This window comes from Pedococcus sp. NPDC057267 (assembly GCF_042668795.1).
GTDB lineage: Bacteria > Actinomycetota > Actinomycetes > Actinomycetales > Dermatophilaceae > Pedococcus.
Genome location: NZ_JBHUYG010000057.1, coordinates 14097 through 27705, shown reverse-complemented (window position 1 = coordinate 27705; position 13609 = coordinate 14097). Strand labels below are relative to the sequence as shown.

The following is a 13609-nucleotide window of genomic DNA, read 5'->3' as shown; positions in this document are numbered from 1 at the left end:
ACGCGTGGTCGGTTCGCCGGCGCAGGCCCCGCCAGACGCAGAACGAAGCGTGGCACCCGCCACCCCGGCCGGGGAACGGCCCGGCGCAGGTGCGGACCGAAGTGGAGACCGCCCGCTCACCCGTTCGGGGGAGGGGTGCGGGGCGTAATGTCTGGCCACGGGGTGCGTGTGACGCGTGTGTCCGGTGGGACGGTCGCGTACCCTGCGGAGCATGGCGACACGTCCGTCCACCCCCACGCGCTCCTCGAGCGGCCGGAGCACCGCGACCCGCCCGGCCAACCGGCGCGGGGCGGCGCCGCGCACCGCCGCCACGCGCGGCAAGGGCAAGGCGCCCAAGGGCGGCGGCCTCCCGCTGCCCCTGCGCGCGCTGCGGGGCACCTGGATGGGCATGGCGCACGTCGCCGGGGGTGCGGTCCGCCGCGTCGGCACCAGTGCCCGTGACCTCGAGCCCGAGCACCGTCGCGACGGGTTCGGCTTCCTCCTGCTCGGCCTGGCCATCGTCGTCGCCGCGCGCGAGTGGTGGTCCTTCCAGGGCCCGGTCGGCGACGTCATCCACGCCGTCGTGGCCGGCACCTTCGGCCGCGTCGCGTATGCCGTGCCGCTGGCCCTGCTCTTCCTCGGCGTCCGCCTGCTGCGCGCCCCCCAGGAGGGCGCAGCGAACTCGCGCATCGGCATCGGGATGGGCGCCCTCGCCTTCGCCGCCTCGGGCCTGACCCACGTGGCGGCCGGGGTGCCCGAGCCGCCGCAGGGCGCCGACGCGATGCGCGACGGCGGCGGCATCATCGGCTTCCTCGCCTCGAGCCCGCTCGAGGCGGCGGTCTCCGTCTACGGCACCGTGCCGATCCTGCTCATGCTGGGCGTCTTCGGCCTGCTCGTGATGACCGCCACCCCGGTGCACCTGATCCCCGAGCGGCTCGCCGAGCTGCGCGACCACCTGCTGCACCGCGAGCACCTCGAGGAGCCGGTGCCCGAGCCCGTCGCGGAGAAGCCCCGACGCCGGCGCCGGCCCGAGCCCGAAGGCCCCCTAGAGGGGGATGAGGCGTTCGAGCAGGCCGCGCTCGTCGACAAGGACGGCAAACGCCTGCGCCCCGGGCAGAAGCGGCCCACCGCTCCCGGTGTCCTGCCGCCCGCCGGCGACAAGGCACCCGGCAGCGCCGCGCAGAGCCCGGCCGTGGAGGTCAAGGCCCCGCTGGAGGCGCCGCCGACCACGCCGCTGCCGCAGCGTGTCGAGCAGCTCGCGCTCGCCGGCGACGTCACCTACACGCTGCCCGACAACGCGATCCTCGAGCCCGGCTCGCCGCACAAGACCCGCAGCGCCGCCAACGACCGCGTCGTCGAGGCGCTGACCCAGGTGATGGAGCAGTTCGACATCGACGCCCAGGTCACCGGCTTCACCCGCGGCCCGACCGTGACCCGGTACGAGGTCGAGCTCGGCCGCGGCACCAAGGTCGAGCGCGTCACGGCCCTCTCCAAGAACATCGCGTATGCCGTCGCCTCGGCCGACGTCCGCATCCTGTCCCCGATCCCGGGCAAGTCCGCCATCGGCATCGAGATCCCCAACACCGACCGCGAGAAGGTCAGCCTCGGCGACGTCTTGCGCAGCCAGGCGGCCCGCAGCAACGAGCACCCGATGGTCATGGGCGTCGGCAAGGACGTCGAGGGCGGCTACGTCGTGGCCAACCTCGCGAAGATGCCGCACCTGCTCGTCGCGGGTGCCACGGGCGCCGGCAAGTCGTCCTTCGTCAACTCGATGATCACCTCGATCCTCATGCGCTCCACCCCGGACGAGGTGCGCATGGTGCTGGTCGACCCCAAGCGGGTCGAGCTCAACGGCTACGAGGGCATCCCGCACCTCATCACCCCGATCATCACGAACCCGAAGAAGGCCGCTGAGGCGCTGCAGTGGGTCGTGCGCGAGATGGACACGCGCTACGACGACCTCGCCCAGTTCGGGTACAAGCACGTCGACGACTTCAACAAGGCGGTCAAGTCCGGCAAGGTCAAGCCGCTGCCGGGCAGCGAGCGGGTCATCCAGCCGTACCCCTACCTGCTGGTGATCGTCGACGAGCTCGCCGACCTCATGATGGTGGCCCCGCGCGACGTCGAGGAGTCGATCGTCCGCATCACCCAGCTCGCGCGTGCCGCCGGCATCCACCTCGTCCTGGCCACGCAGCGCCCGTCCGTCGACGTGGTCACGGGCCTGATCAAGGCCAACGTGCCCAGCCGGATGGCCTTCGCGACCTCGAGCCTCGCGGACAGCCGCGTCGTGCTCGACCAGCCGGGCGCCGAGAAGCTCATCGGCCAGGGTGACGCGCTGTTCCTCCCGATGGGTGCGAGCAAGCCGATGCGCGTCCAGGGCGCCTGGGTCACGGAGTCCGAGATCCAGCAGGTCGTCAAGCACGTCACCGACCAGCTGAAGCCGAACTACCGCGACGACGTCACGGTCGTGGCGGCCAAGAAGCAGGTCGACGACGACATCGGCGACGACCTCGACCTGCTGCTGCAGGCGACCGAGCTGGTCGTCACGACGCAGTTCGGCTCGACGTCGATGCTCCAGCGCAAGCTGCGAGTCGGCTTCGCCAAGGCCGGGCGGCTCATGGACCTGCTCGAGTCCCGCGGCGTCGTCGGCCCGTCCGAGGGGTCCAAGGCGCGCGACGTGCTCGTCAAGCCCGACGACCTGCCCACCACGCTCGCGCTCATGCGCGGGGAGGACGTGCCGGACCCCGAGCCCGTCTTCGACGTCGAGGCCGGTGAGGGCGCCGAGGACTCCACGGGCGAGGTGCCCACAGGTGCGTATGCCGCGGACCCGCGGTATGCCAACGACCCCGTCGCGGCGCAGTTCGCCGGGGTCGAGGAGGTCGAGGAGTCGCAGGACGCCTGGGAGCTCACCGGCCGGGACTGACCGTCCACCGGGGCGCGAGCGGGCACGGCCCGGACCCGCGCTCGGGATCGTGCTGTGCGCCGCCGTCGTCCACGTCGTGCGGGCGAACGTCGTCGACGTGGCCGTCTTCGGTGGCACCGGCGTGCTCATGCTGGTGCTGCTGCGGCGCGACCTGGCCACGCGCGGCGCCCCCGCCGGGCTGGCCTCGCGGTGGACCGGCGCCGGCGCGGCCCTGCTCGTCGGCGGCACCGTGGCGCTCCAGCCACGCGACTCGGCGCTCGTGCAGGTGGTGCTGGCCGCGGTGGGCGTGGTCGCGCTGCTCGTGCTGCTGCGCGCCGGTTCGGGGGCACCCACGCTCGAGTCGGAGCCACTCGCGCGCACGTGGGTGTGGGTGACCATCCTGCTGGCCGGGTGCGTGGTCGAGCTCGTCAGCTTCCTGGCGCAGCCCGACGCGTGGACCGACAACCCGGACCACCCGACGCTCAGCGCACTCGTGGACCCGATGCTCGGCGACCACCCCGCGAGGGCGCTGGTCGCGGCAGCCTGGGTGCTCGCGGGGTGGCGGCTGCTGCGGCTGCTCGCCGACCGCGGACCGGGGCCCGGGGGTGCCCCGTGAGCAGCCGGTCAGCCACCATCGCCGTCTACGCGGTGCTCCTCGGGGGACTGCTGCTGGCCACGGCCGTCGCCCGGCGGCGACCGGACCTGCTCGCCGGCGTGCCGGACGTGGTGCGCAGCGCAGCCCGGACGCGGGCCGGGCAGCTGGTCCTGCTGCTCGTGTGGTGGTGGCTGGGGTGGCACTTCCTGCTCGCCGCCTGAGACGGAGGCCGACTCCGGAATGGATCGCGGGGCCACCGTCGTTGCGCCCCTCGTGACCGCAGCGCCAGACACCCGTGCCGACGCCGCCCTCGACCCGGGGGCCGCGGCGCTGTCGGGGCCGCCGGCCTCGACCGTCGTCGACGACGCGCCCACCGGCGCGGCATACGTGCGGTTCGTCCTGGTCCTCGGCGCCCTCATCGCCATCGGGCCGCTGACGATCGACACCTACCTGCCGGCGCTGCCGTCGATCACCCGGGACCTGTCCGCGTCGGAGCCGGCGGTGCAGGCCACGCTCACCGGGATCCTGCTGGGGATGGGCCTGGGCCAGCTGCTCGTCGGGCCGCTCTCCGACGCGGTCGGCCGCCGGCGACCGCTGATCGCCGGCATCGCCCTGCACGTCGCGGCGTCGGTGTTCTCGGCGTTCGCCCCGACGATCCAGCTCCTCACCGTGGGGCGCGTGCTGCAGGGCCTCGGCAACGCCTCGGTCGCCGTCGTCTCGATGGCGATCGTGCGGGACCGGTTCGAGGGGAACGCCGCAGCCACGATGCTGTCCCGGCTGATGCTCGTCATGGGGCTGGCGCCGGTGCTCGCGCCCACCCTCGGCGGGGCGATCCTGCAGAAGACGTCGTGGCGCGGGGTGTTCGTCCTGCTCGCGGTCGCGGGGGTCGCGCTGGTCACGGTCGCGGCGCTCGCGCTGCGCGAGACGCTCCCGCAGGAACGGCGGCGACCGCTGGCCGCGCGCGAGGTCCTCCGGACGTACGGCTCGCTGCTGCGTGACCGCACCTTCATCGGGCTCACGCTCATCAGCGGCCTGATGTTCGCGACGCTCTTCTCCTACATCGGCGGATCGTCGTTCGTGCTGCAGGACATCTACGGCCTCACGGTCGCGCAGTTCGGGCTCGCCTTCGGGCTCAACTCGGTCGGGTTCCTGACCGGATCGCAGCTCAACCCGGTGCTGCTGCGCCGTTTCGAGCCGCAGGTCCTGGTGCGGTTCGGCGTGGGCACCGCGACGGTTGCGGCGCTGGCGCTGCTCGCCGCCGCGGCGACCGGCGCCGGCGGCCTGGCCGGCGTGCTCGTGCCGCTGTGGCTGATCCTCTTCGCCTGCGGGCTGACGCTGCCCAACACCCCGGCTCTGGCGCTGACCCGCCACGGCGAGGCGCCGGCACGGCGGCGGCGATGCTGGGTGCGGCCCAGTTCGTCAGCGGCGGTGCGGCCGCGCCGGTGATCGGGCTCCTCGGCTCCGGCTCGGCCGTGCCCATGGCCCTGGTCATGGCCCTCACCGCCTCGCTGGCCGCGGTCACCGCGGCGCTGACGCTGCGCGGACGGCTCGCCGCTGCCAGCGGCTGACGCCCCAGCAGCTGTGGTGTCAGCCGCTGACGCCGAGCATCCCCGAGAGCTGGTCGGCCAGGAGCACGGCGACCCTGCGCTGCTGGGCCGTGGGGCGCGAGACCCGGGACGCGGCAGTCAGGGTGAAGTAGCCCCGTTGGTGCCCCCCTGCCTGGACGGGTAGCAGGACGACCTCGTCGATCGGCAACCCGTTGCGGTCGACGTCCAGGGAGATGCCGGACCGCGTCACCGTGCCGTCGCGCGCGAGCACCGGACCACCCGGCAGGTGCTCCGAGGGGTGGTACGCGCACGAGTCGAGGCGCAGCACGTCGCGGATCCTGGCAGCCACGGCCGCGGTGACGTCGTCCGGTGCGCCGTCCGGTGTCGCCACGGCCTCGGCCGTCGCCATCACCCCGTCGAGGTACCCGCGCTCACGCCCGAGAGCCGCACGCTGGCGTTGTCCCCACAGGGCGAGCTCGTTGACGGCGAAGCCGACGAGCAGCAGCAGGACGGCGACCTGGATGTCCTCGGCCCTGCTGATGTCCAGGCTCTCGTAGGGCCGGGTGAGGAAGTAGTCGAAGCTGAGGGCGCTCGAGATCGAGGCGCAGAGACCCGCCGAGCGCAGACCGGTGGCCGACGCCGCCACGATGACCAGCACCAGGGCCACGACGGCACTGGCATCAGGGATGGGCCGGCCGGCCGCCGCCAGTGACGCGCAGAACAGGAAGGGCACGGCCAGCGCGACCGCGCCCACCACGGACCGGCGCGCGATGAGGAGCTCGTCGAATCTCACGTGAACATCAGGCACCCGCAGCCCCGGGAGGTCAAGGGGCTTGATGCCTTCCTGATGCCGTGGGCCACCCCTGGGCGCCGCCTCGTGGGCGGCCCGTCAAGAACGCGTCAACACCCGTCACCACGCCGTCAAGAGCGGCCTCGACGCCGTGCGCGGGTCCTTCACTGGGGCCGTGATCGAGAACATCATCGCCGCCGTCGCCGGCACAGCCCTGCTCGTGTACCTCGTGTACGCGCTCGTCCGACCGGAGCGCTTCTGATGTCCGAGACCGTCAGCGGTCTGCTGACGTCAGGACTTCTCATCGCCCTGCTGGCCCTGTGCTACCACCCGCTCGGCGCGTGGATGGCCCGCGTGTACAGCGACACACGCCACTGGCGGGTCGAGCGCGCCCTCTACCGGCTCGTCCGCGTCGACCCGGACTCCGAGCAGGGCTGGAGGACCTATGCCGTGAGCGTGGCCGCCTTCTCGGTGGTGAGCATCGTCGCGCTCTTCGCCCTCATCGTCGTGCAGCTGCGGTTGCCGTTGAGCCAGGGGTCGAAGGGCATGGGGGCCACCACCGCCCTCAACACCGCGGTCTCGTTCGTCACCAACACCAACTGGCAGTCGTATGCCGGTGAGGTGGGGGCCACGCCGATCGTGCAGACGGTCGGGCTGACCGTCCAGAACTTCGTCTCCGCCGCCGTCGGCATGGCGGTCGCGATCGCCCTGGTCCGCGCGGTCGCACGCCGCTCGGCGCACGACGTCGGCAACTTCTGGGTCGACCTCGTGCGCGGCACCGTGCGGGTGCTCCTGCCGATCGCCGCAGTGGCCGCCGTCGTGCTGCTCGTCGGCGGCGTCGTGCAGAACCTGTCGGCGCCGGAGACCGTGAAGGCCCTCTCGGGTGGCAGCCAGGTGGTCCGGGGCGGCCTGGTCGCGTCGCAGGAGGCGATCAAGGAGGTGGGCACCAACGGTGGCGGGTACTTCAACGCCAACTCCGCGCACCCCTTCGAGAACCCGAACGCCGTGACCAACCTCGTCGAGATCTTCCTCCTGCTGCTCATCCCGTTCGCACTCACCCGGACCTACGGCCTCATGGTCGGCGACCGACGCCAGGGCTGGGCCGTGCTCGGGTTCGCAGGGGTGCTCTGGGCCGCTGGGTTCGCCGCGACGACGGCCGCAGAGGTCGCGGCGTCAGGCGGTCCGGGCGGCGTCATGGAGGGCAAGGAGCAGCGGTTCGGCCTGTGGGCCTCCACGCTGTTCGCCGCGTCCACCACCGGGACGTCGACGGGCGCGGTCAACTCCATGCACGAGAGCTACAGCCCGCTCGGCGGAGGTGCCGTCCTCGCGAACATGGTGCTCGGCGAGATCTCCCCCGGAGGCGTGGGGTCCGGGCTCTACGGCATCCTCGTCGTCGCCATCATCGCCGTCTTCATCGCCGGTCTCATGGTCGGACGGACCCCCGAGTTCCTCGGCAAGACGATCGGTCGTCGCGAGGTCACGTGCGCGGCGCTGTACATCCTCGTGATGCCCATCCTCGTGCTGGTCTTCACCGGCCTGGCCTTGGTGCTGGACGGGCCGAGGTCGACGATGCTCGCCTCGGGACCCCACGGCCTCACCGAGGTGATGTACGCGTACGCCTCGGCGAGCAACAACAACGGCAGCGCGTTCGCCGGGCTCACCGCCGACACCCCTTGGTACAACCTGACGCTCGCCGCGTGCATGTTCCTGGGCCGGTTCGTGCCGATGCTGCTCGTGCTGCGGCTGGCCGGGCTCCTCGTCGAGCAGCAGCCCCGGCCCGCGACGGCCGGCACCATGCCGACCCACACGCCCCTGTTCGTGGGCCTGCTGACGGGCGTGGCCCTGATCGTCGCCGGCCTCACCTTCTTCCCTGCCCTGGCCCTCGGGCCCATTGCGGAGGCTCTGTCATGACCAAGCACACGATCACCGGCGGGCACTCCCTCAGGGAGGTCGTCCCGCAGGCACTCCTCAAGCTCGACCCCCGGCACGTCTGGCACTCGCCGGTGATCTTCGTGGTCTGGGTGGGCTCGCTGCTCACCACCGGCCTCGCGGTCAAGGAGTCCAGCGTCTTCAGCTGGTCGGTGGCGGGCTGGCTCTGGGCGACCGTCCTCTTCGCGAACGCGGCCGAGGCGGTCGCGGAGGGCCGTGGCAAGGCCCAGGCCGCGTCGCTGCGGGCCACCAAGAAGGAGACCATGGCCCGCCGCGTCCTTGAGGACGGCACCGAGGAGCAGGTGCCGGGGTCGGAGCTCCGGGTCGGCGACACGGTCGTCGTGGAGACCGGTCAGGTCATCCCGGGCGACGGCGACGTCGTCGAGGGAGTGGCCACCGTCGACGAGTCGGCCATCACCGGTGAGTCGGCCCCGGTGATCCGCGAGTCCGGGGGTGACCGCAGCGCCGTCACCGGCGGCACCACGGTCCTCTCCGACCGGATCGTCGTGCGGATCACGACGAGGCCCGGCGAGAGCTTCATCGACCGGATGATCGCCCTCGTCGAGGGCGCGCAGCGGCAGAAGACCCCGAACGAGATCGCCCTGACGATCCTGCTGACGACGCTGACGATCATCTTCCTCGTGACGGTGATGGCCCTGCAGCCGCTGGCGGTCTACTCCGGTCGCTCGCAGTCGGTGATCGTCCTCGTCGCGCTGCTCGTCTGCCTCATCCCGACCACGATCGGCGCGCTGCTGTCGGCCATCGGCATCGCCGGCATGGACCGGCTCGTGCAGCGCAACGTGCTGGCCATGTCGGGCCGGGCCGTCGAGGCCGCGGGCGACGTGTCGACGCTGCTGCTCGACAAGACCGGCACCATCACGCTCGGGAACCGCCAGGCCAGCGAGCTCATCGGCGTCGAGGACCACGACGCCCGGGACCTCCCTCGGGCGGCCCACCTGTCGTCGCTCGCCGACTCCACGCCCGAGGGCCGGTCGATCGTCGAGCTGGCCCACACGGCATACGGGGTCGGCGGTTCGCAGACGGCGGAGGCACTGTCCCTGCAGGGAGCCGAGTTCGTCGAGTTCACCGCGACGACGCGGATGTCCGGCGTCGACCTCCCCGACGGGACCCGGATCCGCAAGGGCGCCGGCTCGGCGGTGGCAGCCTGGGTGCGCCAGACGGGCGGGACGGTAGACGAGCGCGTCACCAGCCTGGCCGACCGGATCGGCGCATCCGGTGGCACCCCGCTCGTCGTGGCGGAGCAGGACGGAGAACAGCCTGCACGGGTCCTCGGCGTGGTCCACCTCAAGGACATCGTGAAGCCGGGTATGCGTGAGCGCTTCGAGCAGATGCGCCGGATGGGCATCCGCACGGTGATGATCACCGGCGACAACCCACTCACGGCCGAGGCCATCGCCCGGGAGGCCGGCGTCGACGACTTCCTGGCCGAGGCCACGCCCGAGGAGAAGATGCGGCTCATCAAGGCCGAGCAGGAGGGTGGCCGCCTCGTCGCCATGACCGGTGACGGCACGAACGACGCCCCCGCCCTCGCCCAGGCCGACGTGGGCGTGGCCATGAACACCGGCACGTCCGCGGCGAAGGAGGCCGGCAACATGGTCGACCTCGACTCGGACCCCACCAAGCTGATCGAAATCGTCGAGATCGGCAAGCAGCTGCTCATCACGAGGGGTGCCCTCACGACGTTCTCCATCGCCAACGACATCGCCAAGTACTTCGCGATCATCCCCGCGATGTTCGTGGCGCTGTTCCCCGGTCTCGACGCCCTCAACATCATGGGCCTGGCCTCGCCGAGGTCCGCGATCCTGTCCGCGGTCATCTTCAACGCGCTCATCATCCTGGCGCTGATCCCGCTGGCCCTGCGCGGTGTGCGCTACCGGCCCAGCAGCGCCAGCAGCCTGCTGAACCGCAACCTCCTGGTCTACGGCCTGGGCGGCATCGTCGTGCCCTTCGTCGGCATCAAGGCCATCGACCTCGTCGTCTCCCTACTCCCCGGATTGAGCTGAACATGTCGTCGTCAACCACCCGCCAGGTCCTCGCCGCACTGCGGATGCTCGTGGTGCTCACCGTCCTCCTGGGTGTGCTGTACCCCGCGGTCGTCTGGGGGGTCGGCCGGCTCGGCCTCTCGCACCAGGCCGACGGCTCCCGCGTGGAGCGAGGCGGGGTGGTCGTCGGCTCCAGCCTGCTGGGGCAGGACTTCACCGACCCGCGCCGTTTCCAGGGCCGGCCGTCGGCGAGCCAGTACGCCGGCGACGTGAGCGGGGGAACGAACCTGTACGCCTCGGCGCAGGACCAGCAGAAGGCGATCGCCGAACGTCGCGCCGCGTACGCCTCCGCGAACGGCGGTGCGGTGGCACCCGCGGATGCCCTCACCGCCTCGGCCAGCGGTCTCGACCCCGACATCTCGCCGGCGAACGCGCTGGCGCAGGCCCCGCGCGTCGCGCGGGCCAACGGGCTGGACCAGGGTGCCGTCGTCGAGCTGGTCAGGCAGCACACCCAGGGTCGGACTCTGGGATTCCTCGGCGAGCCGCACGTCAACGTCCTCGAGCTCAACCTCGCGCTCGACGAGCTGGTCGCCCCGTGACCGGCCCGACCGGTCCCACCCGCGTCGACTGAGCCCCACGACAGGGACCAGAATCGCTGCCATGGCCAGGGGGACCCTCCGCGTGTACCTCGGTGCCGCGCCGGGCGTCGGGAAGTCCGTCGCCATGCTCTCCGAGGGTCACCGGCGCCGGGACCGGGGCACCGACGTCGTCATCGGTGTCTGCGAGAGCCACGGCCGGGCATACACCGCCTCGCTCCTCGAGGGGCTCGAGGAGGTGCCGCGGCGCGCGGTCGAGCACCGCGGCACGACTCTGACCGAGCTCGACGTCGCCGCCGTCATCGCCCGGCGCCCCCAGGTCGTCCTCGTCGACGAGCTCGCCCACACCAACGCCCCCGGCAGCGCGCACGCCAAGCGGTGGGAGGACGTCGAGGAGATCCTCGCGGCCGGGATCGACGTCATCTCCACGGTCAACATCCAGCACCTGGAGTCGCTGAACGACGTCGTCGAGTCCATCACCGGGGTGCGCCAGCAGGAGACGGTCCCCGACGACGTGGTCCGCGCCGCCGACCAGATCGAGCTCGTCGACATGTCGCCGCAGGCGCTGCGGCGACGGCTGGCGCACGGCAACGTGTACGCCGCCGAGCGAGTCGACGCGGCCCTGGCCAACTACTTCCGCGAGGGCAACCTCACCGCCCTGCGCGAGCTGTCGCTGCTGTGGCTCGCCGACCGGGTCGAGGAGGGCCTGGACCGCTACCGCACCGACCGCGGCATCACCGAGCCGTGGCCGACCCGCGAGCGCGTGGTGGTGGCGCTCACCGGCGACGCCGAGGGGCGGACCCTGCTGCGCAGGGCCGCGCAGATCGCCTCGCGCGGGGCCGGCGGCGAGCTGCTCGCCGTCTACGTCACGCCGCCCGACGGCCTCGTCGACGCACGGCTGGAGCAGCTCGACGAGCTGCGGCGGATGACGGTCGAGCTCGGCGGGACGTTCCACACCGTCAAGGGGGAGGACATCGCCACCGCGCTCCTCGACTTCGCGCGCGGGGTCAACGCCCGCCAGATCGTGATCGGGGCGTCGCGGCGCAAGCGCTGGCAGGAGGTGCTGTCACCGGGGGTGGGCCAGAAGGTCGTGGAGGGCTCGGGCGACATCGACGTCCACCTCGTCACCCACGAGCTCACCCGCTCCGTCCGTGCCCCGTGGCGCTTCGGGCCCGAGCTGGGACGCCGCCGCACCGCCCTCGGCTGGGCGCTCGCCGTGGTGGGGACGGCAGCCCTGACCGCGATCCTGCACCTCACGCCGGGCTGGTACGACCTGCCCCTGGAGGTGCTGCTCTTCCTGTTGCTCACCGTGGTCACGGCGCTGGTGGGCGGCGTCTGGCCGGCCGTGGCAGCGGCGATCCTCAGCAGCACCACCATCAACTGGTTCTTCACGCCGCCCGTGCACACCCTGACGATCTCGGACCCGCAGAACCTCGTGGCGCTCGCGGTCTTCCTGCTGGTCGCCGTCGCGGTGTCCTCGGTGGTCCACGTCAGCGAACGCCGGGCGGCCGCGGCGCGCGAGGCGCAGCGCGAGGCCGCGGCCCTGGCCGGCTCGGCGGAGTCGCTGCTCGCCGAGCGGGACCAGCTGCCCGCGCTGCTCCGCCAGGTCGTGGACTTCTTCGGGGTCGCCGCGGCCGCGGTGGTGCGGCGGCCGACCGTCCGCGACCCCTGGCAGGTGCTGGCCGCCACCGCGGGCTTCGACGTCGAGGGCGTGCGAGACGCCTCCGTGCGGGCACCGGTCGACGACACCACCTCGCTCGTGCTGCTGGGCCGGGTCGTCTCGGCGCAGGACCGCCGGCTCGTGTCCGCGTTCGCCGAGCGCGCGGGGGCGATCCTGCGACGCGACGAGCTGGTCCGGCTGGCCGACGAGGGCCGGGCGCTGGCCAAGGACAACCGTGCCCGCACCGCGCTGCTGGCTGCGGTGTCGCACGACCTGCGCACGCCGCTGGCCAGCATCAAGGCGGCGGCGTCCAGCCTGCGCCAGCCGGACGTCGTCTTCGGCGAGGCCGACCGGGCCGACCTGCTCGAGACGATCGAGGAGTCGACCGACCGGCTCACCGGCCTGGTCACCAACCTGCTCGACATGTCGCGCCTGCAGAGCGGGGCCGTCGTGCCGCGGACCGGACCGGTGCTGCTCGACGCGGCCGTCGCCACCGCGGCCGCGACACTGCCGGAGGGACAGCGGGTGCGGCTGACCGCCGACCCGGAGATGCCGCCGGCCCTCGCCGACCCGGGCCTGCTCGACCGGGTGCTCGCGAACGTGCTCGAGAACGCCCTGCGCCACTCCACGGGCGAGGTCGTCGTCGCGCTGTCGGCGACCGCCGACCGGGTCCTGCTGCGCGTCGTGGACCGGGGAGTGGGCGTGCCCGAGGGCGCCAAGGAGGCGATCTTCGCGCCGTTCCAGCGGTACGGCGACGCACCCAGGGGCACCGGCGTCGGCCTCGGGCTCGCCGTGGCCCGTGGGCTCGTCGAGGCGATGGGCGGCACGATCGGGGCCGAGGACACCCCCGGCGGCGGGCTGACCGTGGTGATGGAGCTGCCCCGGTCGCGCGCTGACAGGATGGAGTCGTGAGCCGGGTCCTCGTGGTCGACGACGAGCCGCACCTGCTGCGCACCCTCGCGATCAACCTGCGGGCCCGCGAGTACGCCGTCGAGACCGCCGGCGACGGCCGCAGTGCCCTGCAGGCGTTGCACGACGGTGGGGCGGACGTCGTCATCCTCGACCTCGGGCTGCCCGACCTCGACGGCGTCGAGGTGCTGCGCCGCATCCGCGAGTCCTTCGACGTGCCCGTCATCGTGCTGTCGGCCCGCACCGACTCCGTCGACAAGGTCGAGGCGCTCGACCTCGGCGCCGACGACTACGTCACCAAGCCGTTCGCCATGGACGAGCTGCTGGCGCGGATCCGCGTCGCGCTGCGGCGGACCGAGGCCGGGTCGCCGTCGACCCTGCCCCCGCTGCGCACGGCCCACTTCGACCTCGACTTCGCCGAGCGCCGGGCCGTGGCGGGCGGGGCGCAGGTCCGGCTGACCCCCACGGAGTGGAGCCTGCTGGAGGTGCTGGCCCGCCACCTCGGCCACCTCGTGCCCAAGCGCGACCTGCTCCGTGAGGTCTGGGGTCCCGGGTACGGGCGCGAGTCCAACTACCTGCGCGTCTACGCAAACCAGCTGCGCCGCAAGCTCGAGCCCGACCCCGCCGCCCCCCGCTACCTGCTCACCGAGCCCGGTCAGGGCTACCGGCTCGTCGACCCCGGCGCCTGACGGTCGCCGG

12 protein-coding genes are annotated in these 13609 nt (G+C 72.8%); 11 read left to right on the top strand and 1 reads right to left on the bottom strand.

Annotated features, from left to right (window positions below; all coding sequences use genetic code 11):
• Positions 1-211 precede the first annotated feature (211 nt).
• The 5 genes from ACFUC1_RS13180 to ACFUC1_RS13160 are packed head-to-tail and all read left to right on the top strand — an operon-like array spanning position 212 to position 5044.
• Positions 212-2902 (top strand): DNA translocase FtsK 4TM domain-containing protein, encoded by a 2691-nt coding sequence (locus ACFUC1_RS13180; protein WP_379120431.1) that lies wholly within the window; start codon positions 212-214, stop codon positions 2900-2902.
• A gap of 49 nt (positions 2903-2951) precedes the next feature.
• A complete protein-coding gene (locus ACFUC1_RS13175; RefSeq protein ID WP_379120429.1) occupies positions 2952-3497 on the top strand; it encodes a hypothetical protein in 546 nt (181 codons plus the stop codon).
• The gene (locus ACFUC1_RS13170; RefSeq protein WP_379120428.1) at positions 3494-3697 is read left to right on the top strand and encodes a DUF6186 family protein; all 204 of its coding nucleotides are present in this window, start codon (positions 3494-3496) and stop codon (positions 3695-3697) included. The genes ACFUC1_RS13175 and ACFUC1_RS13170 overlap by 4 nt, the downstream gene beginning before the upstream one ends.
• Before the next feature lie 52 nt (positions 3698-3749).
• On the top strand, positions 3750-4922 hold the full coding sequence (locus ACFUC1_RS13165) for a multidrug effflux MFS transporter (RefSeq protein WP_379120426.1): 1173 nt from the start codon (positions 3750-3752) through the stop codon (positions 4920-4922).
• Positions 4919-5044 carry a hypothetical protein gene (locus ACFUC1_RS13160; RefSeq protein WP_379120424.1) on the top strand — a complete coding sequence of 42 codons (126 nt, stop codon included), beginning with the start codon at positions 4919-4921 and terminating at the stop codon, positions 5042-5044. The genes ACFUC1_RS13165 and ACFUC1_RS13160 overlap by 4 nt, the downstream gene beginning before the upstream one ends.
• 19 nt (positions 5045-5063) lie before the next feature.
• Here ACFUC1_RS13160 and ACFUC1_RS13155 read toward each other — a convergent pair whose 3' ends face one another.
• On the bottom strand, positions 5064-5816 hold the full coding sequence (locus tag ACFUC1_RS13155; protein ID WP_379120422.1) for a DUF4118 domain-containing protein: 753 nt from the start codon (positions 5814-5816) through the stop codon (positions 5064-5066).
• A gap of 148 nt (positions 5817-5964) precedes the next feature.
• Here ACFUC1_RS13155 and kdpF point away from each other — a divergent pair, with 148 nt between their 5' ends.
• From kdpF to ACFUC1_RS13125, 6 genes are all read left to right on the top strand, one after another.
• Positions 5965-6075 (top strand): K(+)-transporting ATPase subunit F, encoded by a 111-nt coding sequence (gene kdpF / locus ACFUC1_RS13150; protein WP_379120420.1) that lies wholly within the window; start codon positions 5965-5967, stop codon positions 6073-6075.
• Positions 6075-7724 (top strand): potassium-transporting ATPase subunit KdpA, encoded by a 1650-nt coding sequence (gene kdpA / locus ACFUC1_RS13145; RefSeq protein WP_379120418.1) that lies wholly within the window; start codon positions 6075-6077, stop codon positions 7722-7724. Before kdpF ends, kdpA begins: the two co-directional genes overlap by 1 nt.
• Positions 7721-9766, top strand: a complete 2046-nt coding sequence (kdpB, locus tag ACFUC1_RS13140) for a potassium-transporting ATPase subunit KdpB (protein ID WP_379120416.1) — start codon at positions 7721-7723, stop codon at positions 9764-9766. Before kdpA ends, kdpB begins: the two co-directional genes overlap by 4 nt.
• Before the next feature lie 2 nt (positions 9767-9768).
• Positions 9769-10344, top strand: coding sequence for a K(+)-transporting ATPase subunit C (gene kdpC / locus ACFUC1_RS13135; protein ID WP_379120414.1), 576 nt, complete (start codon positions 9769-9771; stop codon positions 10342-10344).
• Between the two features lie 61 nt (positions 10345-10405).
• Positions 10406-12913: a DUF4118 domain-containing protein gene (locus tag ACFUC1_RS13130; RefSeq protein ID WP_379120412.1), complete on the top strand. Its 2508-nt coding sequence runs from the start codon at positions 10406-10408 to the stop codon at positions 12911-12913.
• Positions 12910-13599: a response regulator transcription factor gene (locus ACFUC1_RS13125; protein WP_379120410.1), complete on the top strand. Its 690-nt coding sequence runs from the start codon at positions 12910-12912 to the stop codon at positions 13597-13599. The genes ACFUC1_RS13130 and ACFUC1_RS13125 overlap by 4 nt, the downstream gene beginning before the upstream one ends.
• Positions 13600-13609: the final 10 nt, after the last annotated feature.

Coding starts and splice junctions, on each gene's coding strand:
- kdpB (WP_379120416.1), top strand. CDS start 7,721: ATGACCAAGCACACGATCACCGGCGGGCACTCCCTCAGGGAGGTCGTC.
- ACFUC1_RS13180 (WP_379120431.1), top strand. CDS start 212: ATGGCGACACGTCCGTCCACCCCCACGCGCTCCTCGAGCGGCCGGAGC.
- ACFUC1_RS13130 (WP_379120412.1), top strand. CDS start 10,406: ATGGCCAGGGGGACCCTCCGCGTGTACCTCGGTGCCGCGCCGGGCGTC.
- kdpA (WP_379120418.1), top strand. CDS start 6,075: ATGTCCGAGACCGTCAGCGGTCTGCTGACGTCAGGACTTCTCATCGCC.
- kdpC (WP_379120414.1), top strand. CDS start 9,769: ATGTCGTCGTCAACCACCCGCCAGGTCCTCGCCGCACTGCGGATGCTC.